Annotated in this window: 30 protein-coding genes and 1 pseudogene; 12 read left to right on the top strand and 19 right to left on the bottom strand. The window is 69.4% G+C overall.

Features of this window, described 5'->3' with window-relative positions; all coding sequences use genetic code 11:
* The first annotated feature begins 56 nt into the window (after positions 1–56).
* A complete protein-coding gene (locus tag RT2_RS05810; RefSeq protein ID WP_072843597.1) occupies positions 57–1,283 on the top strand; it encodes a fatty acid desaturase family protein in 1,227 nt (408 codons plus the stop codon).
* A 132-nt stretch (positions 1,284–1,415) separates the two neighbouring features.
* Complete coding sequence (locus RT2_RS05805; protein ID WP_072843596.1) at positions 1,416–2,669, top strand: fatty acid desaturase family protein; 1,254 nt, start codon at positions 1,416–1,418, stop codon at positions 2,667–2,669.
* A gap of 361 nt (positions 2,670–3,030) precedes the next feature.
* Here the strand turns inward: RT2_RS05805 and rsgA are convergent, their stop codons facing one another.
* Together rsgA and aroA are read right to left on the bottom strand one after the other, a co-directional pair.
* Positions 3,031–4,077, bottom strand: a complete 1,047-nt coding sequence (rsgA, locus tag RT2_RS05800; RefSeq protein ID WP_072843789.1) for a ribosome small subunit-dependent GTPase A — start codon at positions 4,075–4,077, stop codon at positions 3,031–3,033.
* Positions 4,038–5,330 carry a 3-phosphoshikimate 1-carboxyvinyltransferase gene (aroA, locus tag RT2_RS05795; RefSeq protein ID WP_072843595.1) on the bottom strand — a complete coding sequence of 431 codons (1,293 nt, stop codon included), beginning with the start codon at positions 5,328–5,330 and terminating at the stop codon, positions 4,038–4,040. Before aroA ends, rsgA begins: the two co-directional genes overlap by 40 nt.
* 99 nt (positions 5,331–5,429) lie before the next feature.
* On the opposite strand from aroA, the gene RT2_RS05790 reads away from it, so the two are divergent.
* Positions 5,430–6,293 (top strand): SOS response-associated peptidase, encoded by an 864-nt coding sequence (locus RT2_RS05790; protein ID WP_072843594.1) that lies wholly within the window; start codon positions 5,430–5,432, stop codon positions 6,291–6,293.
* A 12-nt stretch (positions 6,294–6,305) separates the two neighbouring features.
* On the opposite strand, the gene RT2_RS05785 is transcribed toward RT2_RS05790, so the two are convergent.
* Positions 6,306–7,310: an LLM class flavin-dependent oxidoreductase gene (locus RT2_RS05785; protein WP_072843593.1), complete on the bottom strand. Its 1,005-nt coding sequence runs from the start codon at positions 7,308–7,310 to the stop codon at positions 6,306–6,308.
* A gap of 73 nt (positions 7,311–7,383) precedes the next feature.
* Positions 7,384–7,878, bottom strand: a complete 495-nt coding sequence (ybaK, locus tag RT2_RS05780) for a Cys-tRNA(Pro) deacylase (protein ID WP_072843592.1) — start codon at positions 7,876–7,878, stop codon at positions 7,384–7,386.
* A gap of 93 nt (positions 7,879–7,971) precedes the next feature.
* On the opposite strand from ybaK, the gene RT2_RS05775 reads away from it, so the two are divergent.
* Both RT2_RS05775 and rsrA (RT2_RS05770) read left to right on the top strand, forming a co-directional pair.
* Positions 7,972–8,739, top strand: a complete 768-nt coding sequence (locus tag RT2_RS05775) for a sigma-70 family RNA polymerase sigma factor (RefSeq protein WP_083577101.1) — start codon at positions 7,972–7,974, stop codon at positions 8,737–8,739.
* Positions 8,736–9,020: a mycothiol system anti-sigma-R factor gene (rsrA, locus tag RT2_RS05770; RefSeq protein WP_072843590.1), complete on the top strand. Its 285-nt coding sequence runs from the start codon at positions 8,736–8,738 to the stop codon at positions 9,018–9,020. Before RT2_RS05775 ends, rsrA (RT2_RS05770) begins: the two co-directional genes overlap by 4 nt.
* A 68-nt stretch (positions 9,021–9,088) precedes the next feature.
* On the opposite strand, the gene RT2_RS25310 is transcribed toward rsrA (RT2_RS05770), so the two are convergent.
* The gene (locus tag RT2_RS25310) at positions 9,089–9,370 is read right to left on the bottom strand and encodes a hypothetical protein (protein ID WP_139191218.1); all 282 of its coding nucleotides are present in this window, start codon (positions 9,368–9,370) and stop codon (positions 9,089–9,091) included.
* A gap of 225 nt (positions 9,371–9,595) precedes the next feature.
* A complete protein-coding gene (locus tag RT2_RS05765) occupies positions 9,596–10,489 on the bottom strand; it encodes a hypothetical protein (RefSeq protein ID WP_139191219.1) in 894 nt (297 codons plus the stop codon).
* Positions 10,490–10,596: 107 nt separating this feature from the next.
* Between RT2_RS05765 and rsrA (RT2_RS26295) the strand changes: the two are divergent.
* A pseudogene (gene rsrA / locus RT2_RS26295) lies at positions 10,597–10,741 on the top strand (mycothiol system anti-sigma-R factor); the annotation flags it as partial.
* Positions 10,742–10,752: 11 nt separating this feature from the next.
* Here the strand turns inward: rsrA (RT2_RS26295) and RT2_RS25745 are convergent.
* The 7 genes from RT2_RS25745 to RT2_RS26790 all read right to left on the bottom strand — a co-directional run bounded on the left by RT2_RS25745 (position 10,753) and on the right by RT2_RS26790 (position 15,601).
* Complete coding sequence (locus RT2_RS25745; protein ID WP_169888172.1) at positions 10,753–10,926, bottom strand: hypothetical protein; 174 nt, start codon at positions 10,924–10,926, stop codon at positions 10,753–10,755.
* Positions 10,927–10,947: 21 nt separating this feature from the next.
* Entirely contained in the window at positions 10,948–11,472 is a 525-nt protein-coding gene (locus RT2_RS05760) for a hypothetical protein (protein ID WP_072843588.1), read from the bottom strand.
* A gap of 309 nt (positions 11,473–11,781) precedes the next feature.
* Positions 11,782–12,066, bottom strand: a complete 285-nt coding sequence (locus tag RT2_RS05755) for a hypothetical protein (RefSeq protein ID WP_072843587.1) — start codon at positions 12,064–12,066, stop codon at positions 11,782–11,784.
* A gap of 329 nt (positions 12,067–12,395) precedes the next feature.
* Complete coding sequence (locus tag RT2_RS05750) at positions 12,396–13,100, bottom strand: hypothetical protein (RefSeq protein WP_072843586.1); 705 nt, start codon at positions 13,098–13,100, stop codon at positions 12,396–12,398.
* 362 nt (positions 13,101–13,462) lie between these two features.
* Positions 13,463–13,741 (bottom strand): hypothetical protein, encoded by a 279-nt coding sequence (locus tag RT2_RS25300; protein ID WP_139191220.1) that lies wholly within the window; start codon positions 13,739–13,741, stop codon positions 13,463–13,465.
* Positions 13,742–14,503: 762 nt separating this feature from the next.
* Positions 14,504–15,271 (bottom strand): hypothetical protein, encoded by a 768-nt coding sequence (locus tag RT2_RS25295; protein ID WP_072843585.1) that lies wholly within the window; start codon positions 15,269–15,271, stop codon positions 14,504–14,506.
* A gap of 255 nt (positions 15,272–15,526) precedes the next feature.
* Positions 15,527–15,601 carry a 50S ribosomal protein bL37 gene (locus RT2_RS26790; RefSeq protein WP_095413260.1) on the bottom strand — a complete coding sequence of 25 codons (75 nt, stop codon included), beginning with the start codon at positions 15,599–15,601 and terminating at the stop codon, positions 15,527–15,529.
* Between the two features lie 92 nt (positions 15,602–15,693).
* Between RT2_RS26790 and RT2_RS05740 the strand changes: the two genes are divergently transcribed.
* Both RT2_RS05740 and RT2_RS05735 read left to right on the top strand, forming a co-directional pair.
* Complete coding sequence (locus RT2_RS05740) at positions 15,694–15,909, top strand: biotin/lipoyl-binding carrier protein (RefSeq protein WP_072843584.1); 216 nt, start codon at positions 15,694–15,696, stop codon at positions 15,907–15,909.
* 18 nt (positions 15,910–15,927) lie between these two features.
* Positions 15,928–17,439: a sensor histidine kinase gene (locus RT2_RS05735; RefSeq protein ID WP_072843583.1), complete on the top strand. Its 1,512-nt coding sequence runs from the start codon at positions 15,928–15,930 to the stop codon at positions 17,437–17,439.
* Positions 17,440–17,551: 112 nt separating this feature from the next.
* Here the strand turns inward: RT2_RS05735 and RT2_RS05730 are convergent, their stop codons facing one another.
* The gene (locus tag RT2_RS05730) at positions 17,552–17,806 is read right to left on the bottom strand and encodes a WhiB family transcriptional regulator (protein ID WP_072843582.1); all 255 of its coding nucleotides are present in this window, start codon (positions 17,804–17,806) and stop codon (positions 17,552–17,554) included.
* A gap of 289 nt (positions 17,807–18,095) precedes the next feature.
* On the bottom strand, positions 18,096–19,052 hold the full coding sequence (locus RT2_RS05725) for a diacylglycerol/lipid kinase family protein (RefSeq protein WP_072843581.1): 957 nt from the start codon (positions 19,050–19,052) through the stop codon (positions 18,096–18,098).
* 33 nt (positions 19,053–19,085) lie between these two features.
* On the opposite strand from RT2_RS05725, the gene RT2_RS05720 reads away from it, so the two are divergent.
* Positions 19,086–19,529 carry a hypothetical protein gene (locus RT2_RS05720; RefSeq protein WP_072843580.1) on the top strand — a complete coding sequence of 148 codons (444 nt, stop codon included), beginning with the start codon at positions 19,086–19,088 and terminating at the stop codon, positions 19,527–19,529.
* Here the strand turns inward: RT2_RS05720 and RT2_RS05715 are convergent.
* A complete protein-coding gene (locus tag RT2_RS05715; RefSeq protein WP_072843579.1) occupies positions 19,526–19,996 on the bottom strand; it encodes a GNAT family N-acetyltransferase in 471 nt (156 codons plus the stop codon). The two genes, RT2_RS05720 and RT2_RS05715, sit on opposite strands and share 4 nt — an antisense overlap.
* Before the next feature lie 49 nt (positions 19,997–20,045).
* A complete protein-coding gene (locus RT2_RS05710) occupies positions 20,046–20,627 on the bottom strand; it encodes an acid phosphatase (RefSeq protein ID WP_072843578.1) in 582 nt (193 codons plus the stop codon).
* A 72-nt stretch (positions 20,628–20,699) separates the two neighbouring features.
* Here RT2_RS05710 and RT2_RS05705 point away from each other — a divergent pair, with 72 nt between their 5' ends.
* On the top strand, positions 20,700–21,494 hold the full coding sequence (locus RT2_RS05705) for a ParA family protein (protein ID WP_072843577.1): 795 nt from the start codon (positions 20,700–20,702) through the stop codon (positions 21,492–21,494).
* An 18-nt stretch (positions 21,495–21,512) separates the two neighbouring features.
* Here RT2_RS05705 and RT2_RS05700 read toward each other — a convergent pair whose 3' ends face one another.
* Together RT2_RS05700 and RT2_RS05695 are read right to left on the bottom strand one after the other, a co-directional pair.
* A complete protein-coding gene (locus RT2_RS05700; protein WP_072843576.1) occupies positions 21,513–22,742 on the bottom strand; it encodes an Rv3212 family protein in 1,230 nt (409 codons plus the stop codon).
* Positions 22,743–22,752: 10 nt separating this feature from the next.
* Positions 22,753–24,366, bottom strand: a complete 1,614-nt coding sequence (locus RT2_RS05695) for a DEAD/DEAH box helicase (RefSeq protein ID WP_072843575.1) — start codon at positions 24,364–24,366, stop codon at positions 22,753–22,755.
* Positions 24,367–24,688: 322 nt separating this feature from the next.
* Between RT2_RS05695 and RT2_RS05690 the strand changes: the two genes are divergently transcribed.
* Both RT2_RS05690 and RT2_RS05685 read left to right on the top strand, forming a co-directional pair.
* Positions 24,689–25,369, top strand: coding sequence for a ferritin-like fold-containing protein (locus tag RT2_RS05690; RefSeq protein WP_072843574.1), 681 nt, complete (start codon positions 24,689–24,691; stop codon positions 25,367–25,369).
* A 113-nt stretch (positions 25,370–25,482) separates the two neighbouring features.
* Positions 25,483–25,716 carry a DUF3107 domain-containing protein gene (locus RT2_RS05685; protein WP_072843573.1) on the top strand — a complete coding sequence of 78 codons (234 nt, stop codon included), beginning with the start codon at positions 25,483–25,485 and terminating at the stop codon, positions 25,714–25,716.
* The last annotated feature ends 33 nt before the right edge of the window (positions 25,717–25,749 follow it).

Raw genomic sequence — 25,749 nt, 5'->3', positions numbered from 1 at the left:
TGAGCCCGCGGTGACCCCGCCGGTGATCTGATCTAGCTCTACGGAGGGTCCTGGCGATGGCCATCTCGGACATCAAAGAATTTTCACATCTCACCGAGGCGGACGTCGAGGCTCTCGGTCACGAGCTCGACGCCATCCGCCGTGACGTGGAGGACTCGCGCGGTGAGCGGGACGCCAGGTACATCCGCGGTGTGATCCGGCTGCAGCGGTTCCTCGAATTCGGCGGTCGGTTGACACTCCTGGGCGGCCGTCGGCGTCCGGTCTGGGCGGTCGGCACCACGATGTTGACGCTGGCCAAGATCATCGAGAACATGGAGCTCGGTCACAACGTCGTGCACGGCCAGTGGGACTGGATGAACGACCCGGAGATCCACTCCACGACCTGGGAGTGGGACATGACCGCGTCGTCCTCGCAGTGGAAGCGCGCGCACAACTACTCGCACCACACGTACACCAACGTCGTCGGCATGGACAACGACGTGCAGTTCGGGATCATCCGGATGACCCGGGACGTGCCGTGGCGCCCGATCAACCTGCTCCAGCCCGTCGCGAACGTGGTGCTCGCGAGCGCCTTCGAGTGGGGCATCGCCATGCACGACTGGTCGATCGCGCTGGAGGAGGACCGTAAGCGGGGCGGCGCCAACGTCGACGACATAAACCGCGAGTTCTGGGGGAAGGCCGCCAAGCAGGTGGTCAAGGACTACGTGCTGTTTCCCGTGCTGACGGGACCGGCGTGGAAGCACACGCTGGCCGCCAATGCGACCGCGAACTTCGCCCGGAACCTGTGGGCCTACGCGGTGATCTTCTGCGGGCACTTCCCGGACGGCGCCGAGAAGTTCACCGTCGAGCAGTACCGCCACGAGACCAAGGCCGAGTGGTACCTGCGGCAGATGCTCGGCAGCGCGAACTTCAAGTCGGGCCGGGTGCTGGCCTTCATGAGCGGGAACCTGAGCTACCAGATCGAGCACCACCTGTTCCCGGACCTGCCCAGCAACCGGCTGCGCGAGGTCTCGCTGCGGGTGCAGGCGCTGTGTGACAAGTACGACCTGCCGTACACGACGGGATCATTCGCCAAGCAGTACCTGTTGGCGCTGCGGACCATCCACAAGCTGGCGCTGCCGGACCGGTTCTTGAAGGCCACCTCCGACAACGCCCCGGAGACGTCGTCCGAGCGCAAGTTCGACGACGCCAGGGCGGCGCTCGACCGGCTCCGGGCCGAGGTCACGGGTCGTCGGGTGGGGCTGCGGACCGCCCTGCGCCAACTGCGCGAGCGTCGGCGGTAGGCGCGCCCGACCGTGGCCGCGCCAGGTCGGTGTTAGCCACGTCACACTCCCGGAAACCGTAACCTACGGCGCCGTAACTTACGGTACGGTAGGTGGCGTTAACTACAACGTCTATCGGCCGGGAGAACAGCGATGGCTATTGCGGACATCAAGGAGTACGCGCACCTCACCGAGGCGGACGTGGAAGCCCTTGGTCGGGAGTTGGACGCGATCCGCCGCGACATCGAGGCCTCGCGCGGCGAGCGGGACGCCAAGTATCTCCGCAACACCATCCGACTGCAGCGTGGTCTCGAGGTCAGTGCCCGTGCGCTGCTGATCGGCAGCCGCAAGCGTCCGCTGTGGTTGGCGGGTGCCGGCATGCTCGGCGTCGCCAAGATCATCGAGAACATGGAGCTCGGCCACAACGTCATGCACGGGCAGTGGGACTGGATGAACGACCCCGAGGTGCACTCGAGCACCTGGGAGTGGGACGTCAACGGCCCGTCCGCGCACTGGAAGCAGACCCACAACTACATCCACCACAAGTACACCAACGTCCTCGGCATGGACGACGACGTGGGATACGGCCTGCTGCGGGTGACGCGCGACCAGCGCTGGAAGCCGTTCAACATGGCGAACGTGCCGTTGAACGCGCTGCTCGCGCTGTTCTTCGAGTGGGGCATCGCCGCGCAGCACCTCGAACTCGGCAAGGTCGCCAAGGGCCGGGTGGACATGGTCGAGTTCAAGCAGAAGCGCGACGAGGTGCTCGAGAAGATCGGCAAGCAGGCGCTCAAGGACTACGTGGTGTTCCCGGCGCTGACCGGCAAGGCGTGGAAGAGCACGCTCACCGCGAACTTCACCGCGAACGTCATTCGCAATGTCTGGACCAATGCGGTGATCTTCTGCGGGCACTTCCCGGACGGCGCGGAGAAGTTCACCAAGGCGGACATCGACAACGAGACGCACGAGCAGTGGTACCTGCGGCAGATGCTGGGCAGCGCCAACATCAGCGGCGGCCGCGTCATGGACTTCATGACCGGCAACCTGAGCTACCAGATCGAGCACCACATCTTCCCCGACCTGCCCTCGAACCGGTACCGCGAGATCGCGGTGAAGGTGCGGGAACTGTGCGACAAGTACGACCTGCCGTACACCACCGGTCCGCTGCTGGTGCAGTACGGGAAGTCGTGGCGGACCATCGCGAAGCTCTCGCTGCCGAACAAGTACCTGGTCGGCACCACGGACGACGCGCCGGAGACGGCGTCGGAGCGTAAGTGGGAGGGTCAGGAGACGGTGCTGACCGTGGATCCGGAGACCGGTCGCAGTCGCGGGTTGCGGACAGCGATCCGCGAGGCCAAGAAGCGTCGCGGCCTGCGGGGCGCACTCCGGCGCAAGCAGTTGGCGTAGCCACCAGTCGGTGTAACGAACGTCGGTCACGAAAGCGCCCCGTCCCCAGTGGAGACGGGGCGCTTTCGTTGCTTGGGATCGTCAGTGTCAGGAGCCGATGACCGACGATCCGAAGTCGAAGAGTGTGCCGATGATGCTCTTGATGTCGCCGAGGATGGACGATCCGGCGTCGGAACCGCTCTGAATGATGTCTGAACTCATCTGAACTCCTTGTGTCTTGACGGTGAGATGGTGATCTCGAGATGTCTTGACCTGTGAGCTGATTCGAATCAGATTTGGCGCTCGTACAGTGTAAGCACAGGGTCGCGAACGGATGTCGGCGTTTAGCCGGACGTGGCCGGACCGTGATCTTGCGGCCCGGCTACCACGCCTCGTTCGTGCTGAGCGCCACCAACAGCAGGCGCACAGCGCCGACCCGGCGTGCAGCCTCGCCGCCGAGCCGGTCCAGCGCGCACTCGGGGTCGGCCGGCGGGCCGAGGTGCGTGCACCCACGGGGGCAGTCCTCGATGGCCGCGGCCAGGTCCGTGAACGCGCCCATCACGTCGTCCGGCGAGATGTGTGCGAGGCCGAACGACCGGATGCCGGGGGTGTCGACGACCCAGCCGCGGTTGCCCTGCTCCCCGTCGGGAGCCGGCAGCGGCAGCGCCACGGACTGGGTGGAGGTGTGCCGGCCCTTGCCCACCCCGGAGACCACGCCGGTGGCCCGAAATGCGTCTGGGACAAGGCGATTGACCAGTGTGGACTTGCCGACCCCGGAGTGGCCGATCAGCGCGGTGAGCTGGCCGTCCAGTACCTCACGAACGGGCTCGAGCGGGTCGTCCTGGCCCGCGAGCACCACCGGTACGTCCAGGTCCGCGAAGGCCGCGGCGAACTCGGCGTGGTCGGCGAGGTCGCCCTTGGTCAGGCAGAGGATGGGGGACAGTCCGCCGACGTAGGCCGCGACCAGTGCGCGTTCGACGAATCCGGTGCGCGGCGGCGGGTCCGCCAGTGCGACGACGATCAGCAGCTGGGCGGCGTTCGCCACCACGACCCGCTCGTACGGGTCGGTGTCGTCGGCGGTGCGCCGCAGCACGGTGGACCGCTCCTCGACGCGCACGATCCGCGCGAGGGTGTCGGTGCGGCCCGAAGTGTCGCCGACAATGCCGACCCGGTCCCCGACGACGATCGGGGTCCGGCCGAGTTCGCGTGCCCGCATTGCCACCACCGGGCGGGTCGGGTCACCGTCGAGCACGCACCCCCAGCGGCCGCGGTCGACCGCGACCACCATCGCGCTCTCCGCCGACTTGTGCTCGGGCCGGGTCTTGGTGCGGGGACGAGTTCCCTTGCCCGGGCGTACCCGGACATCGGACTCGTCGTACCGTCGGGTACTCAGGACGGTGCCCCGATCGGCGTCAGCATCGTCGCCCACAGGTTCTCGAACCCGGGCAGGGTCTTCGCGGTGGTGCCCACGTCCTCGACGTCGACGCCCGGCACCACCAGTCCCAGGATCGCGCCGGCGGTGGCCATCCGGTGGTCGGCGTAGGAACGCCAGGTGCCGGAGCGCAGCGCCCGCGGCTCGATCCGGAGGCCGTCGGCGGTCTCGGTGACGGTGCCACCGAGTCCGTTGATTTCGGCGGAAAGCGCTGCAAGACGGTCGGTTTCATGGCCGCGGAGGTGTGCGATGCCACGCAGGGTGGAGGGGCCGTCGGCCAGTGCGGCCAGCGCGGCCACCGTCGGCGTCAGCTCGCCGACGTCGTGCAGGTCCACGTCGAGGCCGCGCAGGCGCCGCGGTCCGCGGACGGTGAGAGTGCCCTCGCGGAGGGACACCTCGGCGCCCATCGCGGTGAGGATGTCGCGGATGGCGTCACCCGGCTGGGTGGTGGTGGAGGGCCACAGCGGCACGCTCACCGCGCCGCCCGTGACGGCGGCCGCGGCCAGGAACGGGGTGGCGTTGGACAGGTCGGGCTCGACGACCCAGTCCACGGCCGTGACGGGGCCGGGCGCGACCCGCCAGGTGTTCGCCTCGCCGTCGGCGGGGGTCTGCACCCGCACGCCGGCCCGTCGGAGCATCTCCACGGTCATGTCGATGTGCGGCATCGAGGGGACCGACTCGCCGTCGTGGTGCACGGTGACGCCCTGCTCGAACCGCGCCGCGCCGAGCAGCAGGCCGGAGACGAACTGCGAGGAGCCGGACGCGTCGATGGTGACCGCGCCGCCGGCCACCGCGCCGCGGCCGCGGACCGTGAACGGGAGTGCGTCGCCGTCGATCTCGACGCCCAGGCCGCGCAGGCCGTCGAGGATGGTGCTCAACGGCCGGCTGCGCGCCTGCTCGTCGCCGTCGAAGGCCACCACGCCCTCGGCCAGCGCCGCGACCGGGGGCAGGAACCGCATCACCGTGCCCGCGAGCCCGCAGTCGACGGTGGCCGCACCCATCGGTCCGGGCGTCACCCGCAGCGTGGTGGCGGCGCCGGACTCCTCGATGCCCACGCCGAGGGCGCGCAGCGCGTCGATCATCAGGTCGGTGTCACGGCTGCGCAGCGCGCCGGTGACGGTGGACGGGCCGTCGGCGAGCGCGGCCAGGATCAGCGCGCGGTTGGTGATCGACTTCGAGCCCGGCAGCGTCACGGACGCGTGCACGGGCGATTCGGCGACGGGTGCTCTCCACAGGCTCACGCGCTCCATCTTCCCGCATCGCCGCCCGGGACGTGTCGGTGGTGCGGCACCTGTCGGTGGTCGGGCACACAATGGGGTGGGAACAGTCGCGGGCGAGGGAGCGTGGGCATGTGCGGTAGGTATGCAACGACGGTGGACCCGGCCCTGCTGGCGGTCGAGTTGGATGCGATCGACGAGACCGTGAGCGGGGGCCGTGAGCCCACCGAGGCCTACAACGCGGCGAACTACAACGTGGCGCCGACGGACTCCGTCCTCGCGGTGGTGAGCAGGCACTCGCACGAGCACCCGGACGACGCCCCGACCCGGCGGATCCGGCGGATGCGCTGGGGGCTGGTGCCGCCGTGGACCAAGGCAGAGGAGCCGGGCACCGGCGGCGCCCCGGGGCGTCGCCCGGCGCGGTCGGCGCCGCTGATCAACGCCCGCGCGGACACCGCGGCGAGCAAGCCGGCGTTCCGGGCCGCGCTGCGGAGCACACGCTGCCTGGTGCCGATGGACGGCTGGTACGAGTGGATCGCCGAGCCGGCTGGAGCCGGGCCGTCGGGGTCCCGGCCGTCGGGTCCCGGGCGGTCGGGGAAGGTCGTCAAGGTCCCGTACTTCATGACCCCGGTCGACGGGTCCCGGCTGTTCGCGGCCGGGCTGTGGTCCGTCTGGCATCCCCCCGGACCCGGCGGCGGGGACGAACCTCCGCTGCTCAGCTGCACGATCCTGACCACCGATTCGGTGGGGGAGTTGCAGCACGTGCACGACCGGATGCCGCTGGTGCTCGGCGCCGGGCAGTGGGACCGCTGGCTCGACCCGGACTCGGAGCCGGACGCGGAGCTGCTCGCGGGGCCGTCCGCCGCCGAGGTGGCCGGCATCGAGATCCGGCGCGTCTCGCAGCGGGTGAACAGCGTCGCCAACGACGGACCGGACCTGATCGCCCCCGCGGGACCGGTGGGACCGGCGGTGGGCGAGCAGATCAGCCTGCTGTGACCTCGGAGCAGATCAGCCCGCTGTGACCTTGGCGGCGGTGAGCCCGCTGACCGCGGCCAGCAGCTCGAGGGAGCGCAACCAGGCGTCGCGGTCGGGCGCCGAGGACACCACCATCAGTTCGTCGGCGTCGGCCGTCTCGGTGAACCGGTCGAGATAGTCCCGAACCTGGTCGGGTGTCCCGACCGCGGAGTACCGGGCCATCTGAAGCACCTGCTGACCGGCGGGCGCCTCCAGGATCATGTCGGCCTCCTCCGGGGTGAACCGGCGGCCGCGGCCCAGCAGCAGGCTCACACGCTTGCGCTTGGCGTCGAGGAACAGCGACTGGGCCTGCTCCTCGTCGTCGGCCGCGATCACGTTGACCCCGGCGATCACGTGTGGCTCGGCCAGTTGCGCCGACGGCTGGAACTCGCGCCGGTAGATCGCCACCGCGTCGCGCAGGGCATTGGGCGCGAAGTGGGAGGCAAACGCGTACGGCAGGCCCAGCGCCGCGGCCAGCTTGGCCCCGAACAGCGACGACCCGAGGATGTACAGCGGCACATTCGTACCCTTGCCCGGCGTCGCCTCGATGCCCGGGATCCGGGACGGTCCGGTGAGGTAGCCCTGCAGTTCGAGCACGTCCTGCGGGAACGACTCGGCGGAGCTGGGGTCGCGGCGCAGCGCCCGCATGGTCTGCTGGTCGCTGCCCGGGGCGCGGCCGAGGCCCAGGTCGATCCGCCCGGGGTGCAGCGACTCGAGCGTGCCGAACTGCTCGGCGATGGTCAGCGGGGCGTGGTTGGGCAGCATGATGCCGCCGGCGCCCAGCCGGATACGTTCGGTGTTCGCGGCGACGTGCGCGATCAGCACGCTGGTCGCCGAGGAGGCGATGGACCGCATGTTGTGGTGCTCGGCGTACCAGATCCGGTTGTAGCCCCAGCGCTCCGCGTGCTGCGCCATCTGCACGCTGTGGCGGAAGCTCTCGCCGGCGGTCTCGCCCTCGTCGATGTGCGCGAGGTCGAGGATGGAGAGGGGGACACTCACGTGGGTACCGACTTTCGTTTGTGGAGAGTTCGTTGCGTAGTGCAACGGTGGCGGGCGCGGCGGGTATTCCGGCTCAGCCCGCGGTGATCGGTGCCAGTACCGCCCCGGTGAGGCGGACGAGGTCGGCCGGGTCCAGGTCGATCTCGAGTCCGCGCCGGCCGGCGCTGCAGAGCACCCGGTCCCAGTCGACGGCCGAGGAGTCGACGACCGTCGCCAGCCGCTTGCGCTGACCGAGCGGGGAGATGCCGCCGAGCACGTAGCCGGTGGACCGCTGCGCGTCCGCCTGGTCGGCCATGACCGCCTTGCCGGCGCCCAGCGCGGCCGCGGCGGCCTTGAGCGAGAGCTTCGTGGGGACCGGCAGCACCGCGACGGCCAGCGCGCCGTCGGAGGTCTTGACCACCAGCGTCTTGAAGATCTGGCCGGGCTGCAGGCCGAGCTGGCCGGCCAGCGCGTCCACCGCCTCCGTGCCGTACGAGGCGCTGGACGGGTCGTGCTGGTAGCTATGCACCCGGAAGTCGACCTTCGCCTTCGTCAGTGCCTGTGTCGCGGGGGTTGAGGAGCCTGCCATGGGGCCAGCTTAGGTTCGCCGGGAACACGGGATGCGGGGGAGGCGTTGCACCCGACAAGTGGCGTCACCGAGCTGGCGAGGTCACCACGACGGATGCCACCGAACGAAGGAGTGCACGTGCCGGTGCTGTGCGAGGAGCGGCCCACGGACAGACGGGTCGCCGCGGTAGCCTTGATCTCTACCCCGATGGAAGGGATCAGCGTGCCTGACGACCGGCCAGAACCAGTTCTCGACGCACGCCCGGAGGACGAGTCGAGTGAGCAGCTGACCGCGCGCTTCGAGCGCGACGCGCTGCCGATGCTGGACCAGCTCTACGGTGCGGCGCTCCGGATGACGCGCAACCCGGCCGACGCCGAGGACCTGGTGCAGGAGACCTTCATCAAGGCCTACTCCGCGTTCCGCTCGTTCAAGGCGGGCACGAACCTCAAGGCCTGGCTGTACCGCATCCTCACCAACACCTACATCAACTCCTACCGCAAGAAGCAGCGGCAGCCGGCGCAGTACCCGACGGACGAGATCACCGACTGGCAGCTCGCCGCGACGGCAGAGCACACCTCGACCGGGCTGCGGTCCGCGGAGGTGGAGGCCCTGGACCTGCTGCCCGACGACGACATCAAGGCCGCGCTGCAGGAGCTGCCGGAGGAGTTCCGGATGGCGGTGTACTACGCCGACGTCGAGGGCTTCCCGTACAAGGAGATCGCGGAGATCATGGGCACGCCGATCGGCACGGTGATGTCGCGCCTGCACCGGGGGCGCAAGCAGCTGCGCGGACTGCTCGCCGGCGTGGCGCGCGAACGTGGATTCAACCGGAGCGGCGCCGCGGCGCCGACCGCAGACCAGGAGCAGGAGGCGTCCCGGTGAGCGAGCAGGACGAATTCGAGCAGTTGGACTGCTCCGCGGTGATCGCGGACGTGTGGCTGATGCTCGACAACGAGTGTGACCACGCCACCCGCGCCCGGCTGCAACGGCACATCGAGGACTGCGGGTCCTGCCTGGCCGCCTACGGCATCGAGGAGAAGGTGAAGTCTCTGGTGAACCGCAAGTGCGGCGGCGAGCACGCCCCGGACGGGCTGCGGGAGCGGCTGCGGATCCAGCTTCGCACCACCACGATCATCACCACGACCACCGATCTGGGCAACTAGCGATCTGGACGTCTAGCTCAGCAGCGACGACGAGGGTCGCCCGGGGATTCCCGGGCGGCCCTCGTGCGTCATTCCGCTAGCGAGCCAGTATTGCCGAAGACTGACTGGTAGACAGACAGCACGGGCACCAGCACTGGGTTGACGACGGCAGCAAGGGCAGACAAACCGGAATTCAGTGCAATCTCCGCGGATCCGGGTGGTTGTTCGCAGCCGCCACCGCCGCACACGTCCGTGACGGGCAGGCTGGCTGCGGCGGTGCCGGTTCCTGCGACGATGCCGCCGGTGAGCAGTGCGGTGGCCGCGAGGGCCGACGCGAGACGTCGGACTGCGGGACGGGTCGGTGAGGACATGGGTCTCCGTTCTGGGGCGAATTCGATATGCGGGCCGGAGCGGGGAGGGTGATCGCCCGGCCATGCTGTGGTCATCGTATGGATGGCCGGCCTGTCCTGTCGGTAAATGCGAAAACCATTGTGTCTAATGGTATTTCGCCAATCGAGGGGGCGAGTTGCAATGATCGCGGACGGATGGATCGTGCTCGGCAACGAACGCGGCCACGCCACCTGGGCCCGGGCGGGTCAGCTCCCGAACAATGCGGAGCCGAGCACCATGTCGAGCGAACCGGCAGGGCTGCCGGGGATGAGGCAGGAGGAGGCGCAGGTCGCGGTGACGCCGGTCGGGCGCCAATCGAGCGTGTCGAGACCGTCCACTCGGACGGTCAGCACGGCGTCGATGTTCGACGGGCTCGCATTGCCGGCCCAGTCGCAACCCACGGCGAACCCTCCGAGCGTGGAATTGAATTCGCGGACGGTGTCGTAGACGACGGTTGTTCCCGCTGCGGGGTCGACGGTCCATGATCCGACCGCCGGGTAGCTGTAGCCGTTGCGTGGCATGGATTCGGACACCCGCTCACCCGAATTGTTTGTGTACGTCACGGTCCCGGACTTCGCCGTCGTCCACGTTGCGTAGCAACCCACCAGATCCACGAGGCCTTCGGCGATCCCGGTGACCTGTCGCGCGGGGCCGTCGGTTGCGGAGATGGTTGTGCGGTAGTGGATTTCGTCACCCTCCAATCCGATATTGCTACCGATGACCTCGTGGGTGACGGTGAGGTTGTCGTGGGTCGTGGTGGCGCGCTTTGTGTTCGCGGACCCGGTGTCGGCGGACTGGGCTGTGGCGATGCCGGTGACGCTCGCGGCGATGAGTGCTGCGGCTGCGGTGGCAGTGGCGAGTCGGGCGGCTGTGCCGCGTCGCCGCTGCGAGGTGTGGGGCACGGGTTCTCCTGGGTGGTCGTGTGGTGAACGGTCAGGAGGCGGAGGACGTGGCGACACCGAAACATACCGATTGGTCCCCCGACTCTGGCGCGGAACGCTAGCCCATACGCGGCGGTCGAGAAGGCGAATTGACGGATTCGCCGTGGCCCAGGTGAGGGGGTCGGGGCCGTCTGCCGGGACGGCAATCCCGGAGTCCATGTTTGTCGAATCCTCGCTCGGGTCGCAGCCCACCGAGGGGACTCCGGTCGCATTCCAACGAGTTCGAGAAGTTGGACTGCTCTGTGGTGATCGCCGACGTCTGATTGATGCTGGACAACGAGTGCAACGAGTCCACCCGCGCTGGCTGCGCCGGCACATGAAGGACTGCGGATCCTGCTTCGAGGCGTACGCATCGAGGCCAAGGTGAAGTCGCTGCTCGCCCGCAAGTGTGGAGGTGAGCACGCCCCCGACAGGCGCGGTGGTCAGCTCTGTGCGGTGAACAGCCGCAGGGGGTCGCGTGCAATTTGGAGCGGCGCGGTCAGCATCGAGCTGCAGCTGGAGAGGCAGGTGGCTGTCACGCCGGTCGGGTGCCAGTCGAGGGTGCCGAGGCCGCTGATGTCGATGCTCACCGCGGTGTCGAGGTCCACCGAGTCCACGGACGGACACGGACCCCGCAATCAATTCCCTCCATGGTGCCGATGTTCGGATCGATCCAGGTACGTGCTCTCGTAGACCACGGTGGCGCCCGTGGCGGCATCGACGGTCCACGAACCGGTCGCGGCCACGCGCATGACGGTATCGGTGACTCGGCTACCGGTTGCATCCGTGTACGTCACTGTGGCGCCGGTTCGGTGGTAGCAGTTGCGGAGGCGCGGTGCCGGGCCTTCAGGAGTTTCCTCGATGCGGGTGACCTGACGGGCGGGGCCGTCGACGGCAGAGATGGTGGTGCGGTAGGTGAAGGTGTCGCCGGGGAGTCCGACGTTCGTGTCGACGATCTCGCGGGTGACGGTGATGTTGTCGTACACCTTCGTCGCGGTCCGTGACGAGTCGTCTGACAGCGAGCCGAGGTCTGCGGATCCGGCTGCGCCTGCGACTCCGGTCACTGCGCCGGTGGCGAGGAGGGCGGTCGCGGCCACCGTGACGAGGCGGGCGAGCCCGCGTCTGCCGCCGCGAGTGCGGCGGAAGACCGAGGATCGTGGCATGAGGGTGAGAGGAATGTGTCTGCTGGTCGGCAGACGCGCGATCTCCTGCGCATCGCGTCTGGACGGTGTGCGGCCTGGAGGACCGAGCCGTAGAGGCACGAAAACGCACCGAATGGTCCCCCGACCGCGTGCGAGTCATCGTAGCGGGTGGGAGCGGTGGGTGACGTGAAACTCGAAAAGTGTTCTGTTGAACAGTATTTCGACTGCGCACCACACGATCCTCGCCCCGACCGCCGATCTGGAAAGCTAGCTCAGCAGCGACGACGAGGGCCGCCCCGGAAGTGTCCCGGGACGGCCCTCGTCTGTCGTTCAGGTCCCGGATCCGGGTAGTCCGCCGTCCAGTGAGCCCGCGTCGGTGAAGTTCGCGGCGAACCAGGAATTCACGGGGAGGACGACGAATGCCAAGGCTTCCATGCCGACTGCCGCGGATCCGGTTGGGGGTTGCACGCACGGCGGGGGGCCACCGCACACGTCCGTGACGGGCAGGCCGGCTGCGGCAGTGCCGGTTCCTGCGGCGATGCCGCCGGTGAGCAGTGCGGTGGCGGCGAGAGCCGACGCCAGCCGTCGGACCGCGGGACGGGTCGGTGAGGGCATGGGTCTCCGTTCGTAGGGTGAATTCTTCGATGCGGGCCGGAGTTGGCGATTGATCCCCCGGCCATGCTGTGGCCATCGTATGGATGACCGGCCTGCCCGGTCGGAAACGGTGAAAATCGTTGTGCATAACTGTATTTAGACGATCGAGAGCCGGATGCAGGGTCGGCGGGGTCAGCTGTCGAAAGGGCCCTTGTGGAGCCTGCCGAAGGAGGTCGTCATCAGGGGTCACCCCCTCCTCCATGGAGGCCTGCCTCGGAAATCCATCCACCGACAGTGATCTCGAGGACCGCGGTGGCGCCGGAGTCGGCGGAAGCCTGTGGTCGCGGCGATCAGCTCTGCGAGGTGAGCATGCTGAAGGGCCCGAGCACCGGAGCGAGCGGCCAGAGGTTCGAGCAGTCGAAGGTGCAGCTGGCCAGTACTCCCGTCGGGTTCCAGTCGAGGGTGGCGAGGCCGGTGACGTCGACGCTCACCGAACTGTTCAGGGCCGCCGGGTCCACGGGAGGGCACTCGCCGGAGCAGGGCGGCTTGGGTCCGAGGCCCACATTCGGATCGTTCCACTGGTAGGTGGTCTCGTGGACCACGGTGGCGCCGGTGGCGGCGTCGACCGGCCACGACCCGGTGACGGTGCCGATGCCGGACGGACGCAGGGCGTCGGTGACCCGCGCACCCGTGGCGTCGGTGTAGGTGAGCTTTCCCGAGACCTCGGTGAGATAGGTGCCGTTGTGTGGCTTTTCGATGAGCTCCTTGATGCGGGTGACGTTGCGCGCGGGGCCGTCGGCGGCGGAGACCGTGGTGCGGTAGGTGAGGGTTTCGCCGGCGTGCCCGGTGTTCTTGCCGATGATCTCGCGGGTGACCGACAGGTTGCCGTGCGCCTTGGTGGCGGTCGCGGTGAGGTCGGGGTTGTTCACCGTGGAGCCGAGGCCGTTGAGCAGGTCCGCCGATCCGGCGGCGCCGGCGACCCCGGTGCCGGTGAGGAGCAGGACTGTGGCCGTCGCCGCGGCGGCGGCGAGGCGGGTGAGGGTGGCGAGGGGCATGCAGCGTTCTCCGATTCGGGTTGGGTGCCGTGGTCGAGTGCGGGCGGCCAGTACTTCCCTGCGGAGCACGATGTCGTGAGGCGAATCGTTCCGGCTGGTCCGCGACTGCGCGCGGATCAGCGTACGAGAGCGGCGACCGACCGGTGACGAAACGTGGAAATTGTTCTGTTAAACGGTGATTCGCCGTGCGAAGCACCGCGGCGCCAAGTAGCCGGTGTGATGCGGATACGCCCGGACGGACTGCGTGGGCGCCTGCGGATCCAGCTCTGCATCACCACGATCATCGCCAGGATAGGCCCCGACCAGAGCCGCATGCGACGAAGGGGGCGGCCCGGGAAGCTGTCTCGGGCGGCCCTCGTTCGTCATTCGGCTAGTGAGCCTGTGTTGTTGAAAACGGATTTGTAGGCAGACAGCAACGGCACCAGCACTGGGTTGAGAATGGCTGTAGTGGCCTCCCGCAATGCAATTTCCGCGGATCCTTGTGGGCCGTGGCAGGGGTAGTACTGACCCTCGCAATCGTCGGTGACGGGCAGGCTGGCTGCGGCGGTGCCGGCTCCTGCGACGATGCCGCCGGTGAGCAGTGCGGTGGCCGCGAGGACCGACGCGAGACGTCGGACCGCGGGACGGGTCGGTGAGGACATGGGTCTCCGTTCTGGGGTGAATTCTTCGATGCAAGCCGGGGCGGGAGATTGATCCCTCGGCCATGCTGTGGCCATCGTATGGATGACCGTCCTGCCTGGACGGCAATTGTGAAAACTGTTGTGTCTAATGGTATTTAGACGACGGAAGCCGGAGCTGGCTGGGTCGGCTCTCGAACGGGCCCTGTGGGGGCTGCCGAAGGAGGTGGTCATGAGGGGTCAGTCCAGGGTGCCCAGCCCGGTGACGTCGATACCGACGCCGGTGTAGGTCACCCCGTCCTCCATGGAGGGCCTGCCGCGGAGATCGATCCGCGAGGCGGCGGGCCGTCGGGCGGGTGAGCAGGGACGGGCGGGGCATCGGATCTCCGTTCGGCAGCGGAAGGACGAGGGGTTCGAGTGGGGGGGGGTGAAGGAGTGGAAGGCATGGGCACAAACAGACCGGCTGGTCCTCCCGGCCGTGTGCGCGTCAGCCTATGGGCGGATGCCCGACGTGGTGGACGAACGGGGGAATTGCGCGGCCGCACGACCGGGCGGTTGTCGGGGTGTGCTCTCGACCGTTGGTCAGGAAGCCGCCCGTTCGGCAGACGCACGAGGGCCGGGGCATGCAGCGGTGCCCCGGCCCTCGTGCATCGCATCCTCGGGACACTTCGTCCGCCCGCGGCAAGGCGGTGGAGCAGTTGCGCGAGGCGGTCCGCCCTGGATGAATGAGGTAGTGCCCTGACATTCAATCTCGTTGTGGATCACGGCATTTCGATGCCCAGTGGTTCAGCTGCCGGACCGTTGGCCGATGAACTCGAATGCGTCGAACAGCCTCCACACGCAGTACTGCTCGCAACCGGCGAGGGCGCCCATCGCGGTCCAGCCGACGGTGCCGAGTCCGGTGACGTCGAGGGCGACGCCGGTGTCGAGTCGCGTGGTGGGGAACATGGTGAGGTTGACGACGTTGTCGTCTGTCCACCGGTAGGTGATCTCGTAGACCAGCGTGGCGCCGGACTCGGCGGAGATCGGCCAACCGGGACCCGAGACCGCCAAGGAGTCGAGGCCGTTTGCCGCGGTGGTCCGGACCGGGGTGACGGCCTCGGTCGTCCGGGTGCCGTCGGCGGCCGTGTAGGTGACCTTCGCGCTGCCGGGGACGTAGACCTGGACGTGGCTGGGCAGATCGGCTATCCGGGTGACCAGACGGTCCGGTGCCGCCGTCGCGGCGACGGTGGTGCGGTAGGTCACGGTGTCGCCGGGCAGGCCCGTGTTGTCGCCGATCACTTCCCGGGTGGCGGAGACGTTCTCGACCGTGCGGGTGGCGGTGCGGGGAAGGTCGGGATTGTTGCTCGACGACCCGGTGGCAGCCACCAGGTCCGTGGACCCGGCCGTCAGGCCGGAGGATCCGGCGGTGAGGTCGGCGGATCCGGTGGCCTCGCCGAGAAGAATCGCCGACCCGGTGGCCCCCGAGGTGCCGGCGCCGGCAGCGAGTCCACCGGCGAGCAGTGCGGCGGTGACCACCGCCGCGGTGAGGCGGCGCAGGCTGGGGCGGACCATAGTTGTCGACGAGAGGGGCACGGGTCTCCGATCGAGGGCAGGTGACGCGGGATCCGCGCCGAGGTTCCTTGGAATCGCATGCCCCCGAACACGTTCGGGACATCCTATGGACGATGGTCGAGCCTTGGTGGCAGAACGAACGAACGGGAACTCGAAGGGCGGACTACGTGCGGGACCCCTCAGTGCTCGGATACGCCAGAATGCCGGGGCACCTTGCGGTGCCCCGGCCTTCTGGGTGTTGCTACCTACGACGCGTCAGGCGTTGGGACGCTTGCCGTGGTTGGCCTTGTTGCCCTTACGGCTGCGCTTCTTGCGACCACGCTTACCCATGGTTGTCTCCTTCCCTCAGATCTCGCTCCGGGACATTCTCCCACGTGTGGTTGGCTGTACTTCACTGACGGTCGATACAAGCGAGGTGCTCGATGGCGGAAGATGTGCGTGCGGAGATGGTTTCCACCGTCTACCAGGTCGTTGTCGCCGAAGGCGACGAGGTCCAGGAGGGCGACACCCTGGTGATCCTGGAGTCGATGAAGATGGAGATTCCGGTGCTCGCGGAGGTGCCGGGCACGGTCACCTCGCTCGGCGTGACGGTGGGCGACGTGATCCAGCAGGGCGACCTGATCGCCGTCATCTCCTGACCCGACGCGCAGACGACGATGTCCACTCTCAGTGACCTGCTGGCCGAACACACCGACCTGCCCGGCGAGGCGGTGGACCACCTGCAGCGGGTGGTCGGGGAGTGGCAGCTGCTGGCCGACCTGTCCTTCGCCGACGTATTGCTCTGGGTCGCCGCCGACCGCGACGACCCCGACGCGCCCGGCGTGGGTGAGGTGGTGTGCGTCGCGCAGTGCCGGCCGACCACCGCGCCGACCGCCTTCGCGGAGGACGCCGTCGGTTCGGTGGTCTCAGACGACGAGCACCCACACGTGCGCAAGGCCTTCGAGGAGTGGCGGATCATCCGCGTCGACGACGACCCCGCCGCGGAGGGGACCCCGGTTCGCCGCGAGGCCGTGCCGGTCCGCTGCGCCGGCGAGGTCATCGCCGTCCTGAGCCGCGACACCAACCCCACTCAGAAGCGGCAGTCCAGCCCGCTCGAGGTCGCCTACCTCGACTGCGCGGGGGAACTGTGCCAGATGATCAGCGAGGGCACGTTCCCGACGCCCGAGGAGCACAGCGAGATTCTGTCGAGTCCGCGGGCGGGTGACGGGTTCATCCGGCTCGACACCGACGGGACGGTCATCTACGCCAGCCCGAACGCGCTGTCCGCGTACCACCGGATGGGGCTGACCACGACGAGCCTCAAGAGCCGCGACCTGCCGGCGGTGATGCGGACGCTGATCACCGACCCGTTCGACGCCCAGTACATCGCCGACGACATCCGCGGCGCGCTCGAGGGCAAGGCCGGCAAGCGGATGGAGGTGGAGGCGCGAGGCGCCACCGTGTTGCTGCGCACCCTGGTGCTGCGCCCGGGCGGGCAGCCGTCGGGTGCGGTGGTGCTGATCCGCGACGTCACGGAGGTCAAGCGCCGGGACCGGGCGTTGCTGAGCAAGGACGCCACCATCCGGGAGATCCACCACCGGGTGAAGAACAACCTGCAGACGGTGGCGGCGCTGCTGCGGCTGCAGGCCAGGCGCACCAACAACGAGGAGGCCCGTCAGGCACTGAGCGAGTCGGTCCGCAGGGTCAGTTCGATCGCGCTGGTGCACGACACGCTGTCGATGTCGGTCGACGAGGAGGTCAACCTCGACGAGGTGGTCGACCGGCTCACCCCGATCATGGCCGACGTCGCGGTGGTGGGGAGCCCCGTCCAGATCCGACGGGAGGGCAGCTTCGGCGTCTTCCCGGCCGAACGGGCCACCCCGCTGGTGATGGTGCTGACGGAACTGGTCCAGAACGCCATCGAGCACGCCTTCGACCCGGGAGTGCCCGGGACGGTGACGATGATCGTGCGGCGTTCGGCCCGCTGGCTGGACGTGGTCATCCACGACGACGGGAAGGGCCTGCCGCCGGGGTTCAGCCTGGAAGGCTCCGACCGGCTGGGGCTGCAGATCGTCCGCACCCTGGTGTCGGCGGAACTGGGTGGATCGGTGGGCCTGGAACCGGCCGAGGGCAGCGGCACGGACGCGTCGCTGCGGGTGCCGTTGGGTCGACGCGCCGGCCGGTCCTGAGCGAGCGGCCCCGGCTGCGGAACGGCGACGGCTGAGCCACCCGGACGGCAGGTCCCCGGAGACGACTGAGGCCCGGCACCACCAGGTGCCGGGCCCATTCGTATACTGCTGGTCAGACCGCGCTGCGTGCCCGGGTGCGCGCGTTGCGACGCTTGAGGGCGCGACGCTCGTCCTCGCCCATGCCGCCCCAGACGCCCGCGTCCTGGCCGGACTCGAGGGCCCAGGACAGGCAGTCGGCGGTCACGGGGCAGCGGTTGCACACCAGCTTGGCGTCCGCGATCTGCGCGATGGCCGGGCCACTGTTTCCCACGGGGAAGAACAGTTCCGGGTCCTCGTCGCGACAGATTGCATTGTGGCGCCAGTCCATGGCTCTGCTCCTTAGTACGGGTGCGTTCGGCACCGCTTCGTTTCGTATCGCATCGTTCATGCGCTCGGTGGACATTGTTTCCACGCTGTTGCTTGTGAATGCTTTCACGAACACGCTGGAAGTCAATAGAATTTGACCACTCCGTGGGGTAACTCACTCTACGTTTGCCGCAGCTGTGGTGTGCGTTACTTTCTACCCCGCGCGAGGCGGTAATGCACTAGTAGCGTAGAATTTCCCCTGAACTTTGTCCGGTCGGACGGTCCGCCAGGCCCGGCTGTGGGCAATCTCGTCACGCTCGGCTGGGGGCAATGACCGTCAGGGCGTCCGGCACCGAGACGAACTCCACTTCGCTGCGCATCCCGATGTAGTCGCCGTCCAGTTGCAGGCCGATCGGCGCAGTCGCGACGATTCGCACCCGGGGCACGTTGTCGGTCCGAAAAAGCTTGCGGGACTTCGGTTGTGAGCCCGGGGTCAGCATCTGCCGGATCAGTCGCAGGGTGGTCGTGACGCTCGTCGTCCGCATCGCGAAGACGCCGAGGCCGGTCTCGAACGCGGTCTCCGGGTTGACCCGGACCGGCCGGGCGTTCAGGTACGTCCACGGGCTCGAATTGGACACGAAGGCGTAGTGCACGCCGTCGACCGGTTCGTGCCCCGGGGTGTGCACCGTCAGCGTCGGCGCGAGGCGGCGGTTGCGCAGGAAGGCGCGGAGGGCGGTGCGGACATACCGGCTCGGCGTCGCCGCGTGCCCATTGGCGCGGCTCGCGTCGATGGCCTCGCACACCTGCGCGTCGAACCCCATTCCGGCGTTGAAGGTGAACCAGCGGCCGTCGCAGTGGCCGAGCCCGACGCGTCGACGCTCCCGCAGTTCGAGCAGTTCGATCAGCTGGTTCGTCGCGACCACCGGGTCGGCGTCGATGCCGAGTGAACGGGCGAACACATTCGCGGACCCGCCCGGCACGACGGCGACCAGCGGCGTCGGCCCGAACGTCACCGCGCTCATGGTGTCGGGTTCCGGTGCGCCGAGAAGGCCGTTGATCACCTCGTTCACGGTCCCGTCGCCGCCGTGCACGATGATCAGCCGGACGCCCTCGAGGGATGCCCTCCGCGCGAGCTCCGCGGCGTGACCGCGATGTGTGGTCGTCACCACCCGGACCTCGACCCGGCTCGACAGCGCATGCGCGAGCAGGTCGCGGGCCGCGGGAGTGGTGGAAGTCGCATTGGGGTTGACGATCAGCAGCGCACGCACGGGTAGCAACCCTAGCCCGGCTAGGCTGGCGGCGTGTCCGAGCAACCGTCGTCCGTCTCACCCGTCCTGCCGAACACCGTCCGTTGGGCGGGTGTGCTGGTGACCCTGGAGGGGGTCGTCGCGCTGGTACTGGCCGCGATCCTGGTCGTGCGCGGCCTGCAGGGACACGACCAGAGCATCGCCAGCAGCTACGGCACCGCCGCCTGGGCGGGCGTCCTCGGCGGTGGTGTGCTCGCCGGCGGCATCGCGCTGCTGCGGGGGCGCCGCTGGGGTCGCTCCCTCGCCGTGCTCGCCCAGCTGCTGCTGCTGCCAGTGGTGTGGTCGTTGATGACCGGCTCCGACCAGCCGGTCTACGGCACCCTGCTGGGCCTCGTGGTGGTGCCCGCGCTGCTGCTTTTGTTCAGCGGCCCGACCAGCCGCTGGATGGCCGCGGCGTACGGGGTCGACGAGGAGTTCGGAGAGAAGGACGCCGACTAGCGTCCGCCGAGCGCCGCGAGCGGGGCGCCGGAGAGCCGGTAGGTGGTCCACTCGTCCTGCGGCTGCGCGCCGAGCGAGTCGTAGAACTCGATCGACGGCGTGTTCCACTTCAGCACCGCCCAGCTCATCCGCGAGTAGCCGCGGTCCACGCACTCGCGGGCCAGTGCCGTCAGCAGCGACTTGCCGTGCCCGGCGCCGCGGAACTCGGGCTGCACGAACAGGTCCTCGAGGTAGATCCCGTGCACGCCGTCCCAGGTGGAGAAGTTCAGGAACCACAGGGCCAGGCCGACCACCTTGCCCGACTCCTCGGCGACGTGGCAGAACGCCGCGGGTGTGTCGCCGAACAGCGCCGTGGCGATCTGCTCCTCGGTGACCGTGCACTCGTGCCGGGCCTTCTCGTACTCGGCGAGGTCGTAGATCAGGCCGGTGACGGCCGTGACGTCGTCGGGGGTGGCCCGCCGGATCATGTGTTGCCTGCTTTCTTCTCGGGTGGCCGGTTTCTGTTCGGTTGCCGGGTCAGGTGAGGTTGTGGGAGACGACCTGCTGGACGCCGTGTTCGAAACCGAGCACGGAGACCGCGCCGGGGAACATGCCGAACCGGTTGCCGGCCGCGACCGGCAGACCCGCCCAGCGCGCCAGCAGGGCGCGGGAGAAGTGGCCGTGCCCGACCAGGACCACGTCCCGGTCGTCGAGTCGTGAGAGCGCGATGGCCAGCACCATGTCGGCCCGGGCAGCCACGGTGTCGGCGGGCTCGCCGCCCGGGCACGGATGGGTCCAGACGGTCCACTGCGGGACCTGCTCGCGGATCTGCGGCGTCGTCAGGCCCTCGTACTGCCCGTAGTCCCACTCGGCCAGCGCGTCCCACTCGCGGGCGTCGAGACCGGCGAGTTCCGCCGTCCGTACGGACCGCTGCCGGGGGCTGGAGAGCACCAGCGGGTCACGCAGGCCGAGCGCGGCCACCCGCGCCCCCGCGCGCCGGGCCTGCTCCTGGCCGGCGGTGGTCATCGGGACGTCGGTGCGGCCGGTGTGGCGGCCGGTGCGCGACCACTCCGTCTCGCCGTGCCGGAGCAGGACGATGCGGGGGTCGGCGACGGTCATGGACTCGATGATGCCAGGGCCATTAAGTTCCAGCGCTCGCCACCCGGCGTGAATTGCGCAAAGATCACAGCCGTGACAACTGTGCTCGCTGTGGCGAATCAAAAGGGTGGGGTCGCCAAGACGACCACGGTGGCGTCTCTGGGGGCGGCTTTGGCCGCGCTCGGACGCAAGGTCTTGGTGGTCGACCTCGACCCGCAGGGCTGCCTGACCTTCTCGTTGGGGCACAACCCCGACCGGTTGGAGTCGTCGGTGCACGACGTGCTGACCGGCGAGGTGTCCCTGCGTGAGGTGATCCTGCCGACCTCCGAAGGGCTGTCGCTGGCGCCCGCGACCATCGACCTGGCCGGCGCGGAGGCGGTGCTGCTGATGCGCCCGGGGCGTGAGTTCGCGCTCAAGCGCGCCATCGCGACGCTGGACGGCGATTTCGACACCGTGCTGATCGACTGCCCGCCGTCCCTCGGCGTGCTCACCCTCAACGGCCTGACCGCTGCGGACGCCGTGCTCGTGCCGTTGCAGTGCGAGACGCTGGCGCACCGCGGCGTCGGACAGCTGCTGCGGACGGTCAGCGAGGTCCAGCAGATCACCAACCCGAACCTGCAGCTGCTCGGTGCCCTGCCGACCCTGTACGACGCGCGCACCACCCACAGCCGGGACGTGCTCTCCGACGTCGCGGACCGCTACGAGCTGCCGGTCCTGGCGCCGCCGATCCCACGGACCGTGAAGTTCGCGGAGGCGACGGCCTCCGGGGCGACGGTACTGGCTGGCCGAAAGTCCAAGGGAGCGCAGGCTTATCGCGAGTTGGCCCGGCAGTTGACGGCGCACTGGGACACGGGCGCGGCGCTCGAGACGTTCAACCCGGCGGGCTAGCCGGCGCCCCGGCTCAGCTCAGTGCAGCGCGACGACCTCGTCGCCGCGCTGCTCGAGGAGCATCGACCCGAGCGCGGCGGACCTGATCGGGTCGCCCGCGCCGGTCGGTGCGGGCGAGCGGTCCACCGGGATGCGGTGGATCTGGGCGCCGGTGGCGGCGTCGAGCACGGCGACGGCGTCGGCCACCGGCACCAGGATCTGGCCGGCCATCGCGGTGCCGGGGCCGAGCGCTCCGTCGAACGTCCAGGTCGGCGTTAAATCTGTTGTGCGCAAAGCAATCACGCGTGAACCGGTCCACCACGTGAAGGTGGATCCGACCTTGACGGCCACAGCTGTGGGGGAGACCTCGCCGGCGACCGGGAACTGGTCCACGATCGCGCCGGTGCCGTCGTAGACCCCGATCCGTCCGCCGCTGCCGGGAGTCGAGGCCGGCCCCGGGGGCAGGTACAACGCGGTGCGGTCGCCGGAGACCGCGATCACCCGGACGTCCTCGCCGGCGTCGTCGAGCAGGGTGGTGCCGTACTCCTCGGGCTCGGTGTTGTCCTTGGGGGCCGGGTTCTGCACGCTCAGCCGGGCCGCCGTCTCGTCCGGGCACCGCTCGACCACCGCGAGGCGGCCGCTGCTCGAGCCGGAGGAGAGGAGCTCGCACCCGGTGCGCGGCTGTGCCTTCGGGTTCACCGGCGCGTCCACCCGCCCGTACTCGAGGGTGCGGACCAGGTCGGAACGCCACACCTCCAGCCGGGTGGAGCCGCGGGCCGTCGCGTAGGTGCCGTCCTCGGAGAGCGCCACCACGTCGTCGGCTTCGCTGTTGCGCTGGGCCTCACGGGTTCCGGTCGAGCCGTCGAGCTGGGTGACCTGGCCGCAGCCGGACCGGTCCCGGTACACCGCGACGGCGGTGTTCCAGGCCCCGATCGCGCCGCACAGCGGCATGTCCCGCCGGTAGTGCCAGATCTCGTCGCCGGTCGCGCGGTCGCGTCCGGTGACGGTGCCGTCGTCGGCGGTGACGACGGCACCGCCGACGACGATCGGGGCGGTGGTGGCGCCGCTGGCGGCGCGCCACGCCTCGGTCAGGGACTCGGGCACGGACAGTGCCGAGTCGGCCGGGGTGGCCGGCGTCCGCGCGGTGACCGAGGTGGTACCCCGGGCATCGCTACGGAGCCAGATCACCCCGGCCGCGAGCAGCACAACGAGCGCGATCGCGCCGGCGGCCAACAGGTCGACGCGGGTGCGCCGCTCGGGTGCGAGCATCGGCAGTCGGTTACTCCGAGGCTGCGACTGCGGTGGCCGCGCCCGCCGCCGCAGCGGGCTTGCGGCGACGACGCCGACGCCGAGCGGGGGCGGTGCCGTCGCCGGACGGCGCGGTGGTGTCCGTGGCCGGAGCGTCGGAAACCGCTGCGGCAGCGTTGGTCTCGTCGGTGCTGCGTCCGCCGCGGGTGCGCTTGCGGGGGTGGGCGCGACGCGGCCGCTCCGACTTCTCGGCCGTCTCGGCGGAACGCGTCGCGGTCGAGCTGGTCTCGTCGGTGGACTCGGACTCGGCGCGCTCGGCCTTCTGCCGGCGGACCGTGCCCTTCGCGCCTGCCGGGATGGCCAGGTCCGCGTACAGGTGCTCGGAGCTGGAGTACGTCTCGACGGGGTCCGGCATGCCCAGGTCGAGGGCCTTGTCGATCAGCTGCCAGCGGGGGATGTCGTCCCAGTCGACCAGGGTGACCGCGATGCCGGTGCGGCCCGCGCGGCCGGTGCGGCCGATCCGGTGCACGTAGGTCTTCTCGTCCTCGGGGCACTGGTAGTTGATGACGTGCGTGACGTCGTCGATGTCGATGCCGCGGGCGGCCACGTCGGTGGCGACCAGGACGTCGACCTTGCCGGTGCGGAAGCCCTTGAGCGCCTTCTCACGGGCGACCTGGCCGAGGTCGCCGTGCACGGCGCCGACCGAGAAGCCACGCTCCGCGAGGTCGTCGGCGACCTTCTGCGCGGTCCGCTTGGTGCGGGTGAAGATCATGGTGGCGCCGCGGCCCTCGGCCTGCAGCACGCGGGCGACCATCTCGGCCTTGTCCAGCGCGTGCGCGCGGTAGACGTGCTGGGTGGTGCGGTCGTGGACGGCGGAGGACTCGGGCTCCTCGGCGCGGATGTGCGTCGGCTGCGTCAGGAAGGTGCGCGCGAGGGTGATGATCGGGCCCGGCATGGTGGCCGAGAACAGCATCGTCTGACGCTTGGTGGGGACCATGCCGAGGATCCGCTCGATGTCCGGCAGGAAGCCGAGGTCGAGCATCTCGTCGGCCTCGTCGAGCACCAGGACGCCGATCTTGCCCAGGATCAGATGGCCCTGCTTGGCCAGGTCGAGCAGCCGGCCCGGGGTGCCGACGACGACGTCGACACCCTTCTGGAGCGCGGCGATCTGGGTCTCGTACGGGCGTCCGCCGTAGATCGAGAGCACCTCGAGCTTGCGGTCGCCTGCCTTCAGGTACTTGCTCGCGTTGACCAGGTCCTCGGTGACCTGGACGCACAGCTCGCGGGTCGGCACGATGATCAGCGCGCGGGGGGTGCCGTCGAGCGTCGCGGTGCCCGTGTCGCCGGTGGCGATGCGGTGCAGCAGCGGCACGCCGAAGCCGAAGGTCTTGCCCATGCCGGTGCGGGCCTGGCCGATCAGGTCGTCGCCGGCCAACGCGAGCGGCAGCGTCAGTTCCTGGATCGCGAAGGTGCGGTCGATGCCGATCTCGGCGAGGGCCCGGACGATCTCGTCCCGGACGCCGAGTTCGGCGAAGGTGGGGGCAATGTGCGTCTCGTCGAGCTGGGCGGACAACGTTGTTTCGGTCGCGTCGTCTTCGTGGTCGATAGTGATCTTGCTCAGGGGTCTGGCCTTCCTCGTTGGCACGCGCGCACGAGCTTGGGGGCCAGGCCGGGTGTCGGCCGATGTCGGTGCCCTCGTCCGTGAGTCGCGCTTCCTGCTGCCAGCGGGGAGATCACGGGGATCTCGGCGCGGCGCGGGAAGGGACCTCGAGATCAGGTGCGCGCACATTATCTGTGGGCCGCCGGTGAGAACTCGTCGGCCCTGTTGTGGCGGGCAACGGGCGGCTGCCCGCGTCCATGGTAACTTGCGCCACTGCCGGATCGGGTGCATGCATGGCGAATGTCACCCGCGCGTCGGGTGGCCGCGCCGCGGAATCGGCGGGCAACCGTACGTCTAGGCTGTCCGCATGGGAGCCAATTCCTCGGATTCGTTGACGCCAGCCATCGCCGCCGATCACCCGGGAGTGGGCGAACTGTTCGCCGTTCTCGCGTACGGCGAGATCTCCGCCTTCTACCGCCTCGCGGAGGACGCGCGGATGTCCCCGACGCTGCAGGGCCGGGTCGCGCTCGCCCGGATGGCGGGCGCGGAGATGCAGCACTTCGAGACGCTCGAGACGACGATCACCGCCCGCGGCCACGACGTGTACGAGGCGATGGCGCCGTTCGTCACGCCGCTCGACGACTTCCACTCCGCCACCCACCCGTCGACCTGGCTCGAAGCCCTGGTCAAGGCGCACGTCGGCGACGGGATCGCCGCCGACTTCTACCGCGAGATCGCGGACTCGCTGGACCCGTCGGTGGCCGACGTGGTGCGGGAGGTGCTGGCCGAGACCGGGCACTCGGAGTTCGTGGTGCACGAGGTGAGCGCGGCCGTCGCGTCGAGCACCCAGGTCAAGGACCGGCTGATGCTCTGGGGCCGGCGCCTGCTCGGCGAGGCGATCACCCAGGCGCAGTACGTGATGGCGCAGCGCGAGGCGTTGACGGAACTGGTGATCACCGCCAGCGGCGACCTCAACGGCATCGCGGCGCTGTTCGACCGCATGCAGGAACGGCACGCCGAACGGATGGCGGTCCTCGGACTGGTCTGACCCGCACGGTCGCGCGCTGTTCGCTCTCGGCACAGCGTGGACGCCGCGTCGGGCCCGGTCGCTGCACTAGCCTGGGCAGCGGTAGTGATGGCACGAGATTTCGGAGGTTGGCCGTGGAGGTCAAGATCGGCGTTTCTGACAGCCCGCGTGAGCTCAACGTGAACAGCAGCCAGACCTCGGAAGAGGTCGAGGCGCTGGTGGCCGCCGCGTTCAGTGGCGACTCGGCCGGGATGCTCGCGCTCACCGACGACAAGGGACGCAAGTTCCTGGTCCAGGCCAGCAAGGTGGCATACGTGGAGATCGGCCCGTCCGACATCCGCAAGGTCGGGTTCGCCTCGACCAGCTAGTCGCACCGGAACGAGAAGGATCCGGACACGAAG

Origin of the sequence: Rhodococcus tukisamuensis NBRC 100609, from assembly GCF_001894985.1 — a bacterium.
Lineage (GTDB): Bacteria > Actinomycetota > Actinomycetes > Mycobacteriales > Mycobacteriaceae > Rhodococcus_G > Rhodococcus_G tukisamuensis.
This window is presented reverse-complemented; position numbering and strand designations above follow the sequence as displayed.

What these genes read in the sequence shown, in the direction of transcription:
- RT2_RS05805 (WP_072843596.1), top strand. Translation starts at nt 1,416, where the DNA reads ATGGCTATTGCGGACATCAAGGAGTACGCGCACCTCACCGAGGCGGAC.
- RT2_RS25295 (WP_072843585.1), bottom strand. Translation starts at nt 15,271, where the DNA reads ATGGTCCGCCCCAGCCTGCGCCGCCTCACCGCGGCGGTGGTCACCGCC.
- RT2_RS05760 (WP_072843588.1), bottom strand. Translation starts at nt 11,472, where the DNA reads ATGCCACGATCCTCGGTCTTCCGCCGCACTCGCGGCGGCAGACGCGGG.
- RT2_RS05710 (WP_072843578.1), bottom strand. Translation starts at nt 20,627, where the DNA reads ATGACCGTCGCCGACCCCCGCATCGTCCTGCTCCGGCACGGCGAGACG.
- RT2_RS05765 (WP_139191219.1), bottom strand. Translation starts at nt 10,489, where the DNA reads ATGGACTCCGGGATTGCCGTCCCGGCAGACGGCCCCGACCCCCTCACC.
- RT2_RS05810 (WP_072843597.1), top strand. Translation starts at nt 57, where the DNA reads ATGGCCATCTCGGACATCAAAGAATTTTCACATCTCACCGAGGCGGAC.
- RT2_RS05700 (WP_072843576.1), bottom strand. Translation starts at nt 22,742, where the DNA reads ATGCTCGCACCCGAGCGGCGCACCCGCGTCGACCTGTTGGCCGCCGGC.
- aroA (WP_072843595.1), bottom strand. Translation starts at nt 5,330, where the DNA reads ATGGAGCGCGTGAGCCTGTGGAGAGCACCCGTCGCCGAATCGCCCGTG.
- RT2_RS25300 (WP_139191220.1), bottom strand. Translation starts at nt 13,741, where the DNA reads ATGTCCTCACCGACCCGTCCCGCGGTCCGACGTCTCGCGTCGGTCCTC.
- RT2_RS05775 (WP_083577101.1), top strand. Translation starts at nt 7,972, where the DNA reads ATGCCACCGAACGAAGGAGTGCACGTGCCGGTGCTGTGCGAGGAGCGG.
- RT2_RS05740 (WP_072843584.1), top strand. Translation starts at nt 15,694, where the DNA reads ATGGCGGAAGATGTGCGTGCGGAGATGGTTTCCACCGTCTACCAGGTC.
- RT2_RS05690 (WP_072843574.1), top strand. Translation starts at nt 24,689, where the DNA reads ATGGGAGCCAATTCCTCGGATTCGTTGACGCCAGCCATCGCCGCCGAT.
- RT2_RS05755 (WP_072843587.1), bottom strand. Translation starts at nt 12,066, where the DNA reads ATGCCCTCACCGACCCGTCCCGCGGTCCGACGGCTGGCGTCGGCTCTC.
- ybaK (WP_072843592.1), bottom strand. Translation starts at nt 7,878, where the DNA reads ATGGCAGGCTCCTCAACCCCCGCGACACAGGCACTGACGAAGGCGAAG.
- RT2_RS25310 (WP_139191218.1), bottom strand. Translation starts at nt 9,370, where the DNA reads ATGTCCTCACCGACCCGTCCCGCAGTCCGACGTCTCGCGTCGGCCCTC.
- RT2_RS05790 (WP_072843594.1), top strand. Translation starts at nt 5,430, where the DNA reads ATGTGCGGTAGGTATGCAACGACGGTGGACCCGGCCCTGCTGGCGGTC.
- RT2_RS05730 (WP_072843582.1), bottom strand. Translation starts at nt 17,806, where the DNA reads ATGGACTGGCGCCACAATGCAATCTGTCGCGACGAGGACCCGGAACTG.
- RT2_RS05735 (WP_072843583.1), top strand. Translation starts at nt 15,928, where the DNA reads ATGTCCACTCTCAGTGACCTGCTGGCCGAACACACCGACCTGCCCGGC.
- RT2_RS05750 (WP_072843586.1), bottom strand. Translation starts at nt 13,100, where the DNA reads ATGCCCCTCGCCACCCTCACCCGCCTCGCCGCCGCCGCGGCGACGGCC.
- RT2_RS05715 (WP_072843579.1), bottom strand. Translation starts at nt 19,996, where the DNA reads ATGATCCGGCGGGCCACCCCCGACGACGTCACGGCCGTCACCGGCCTG.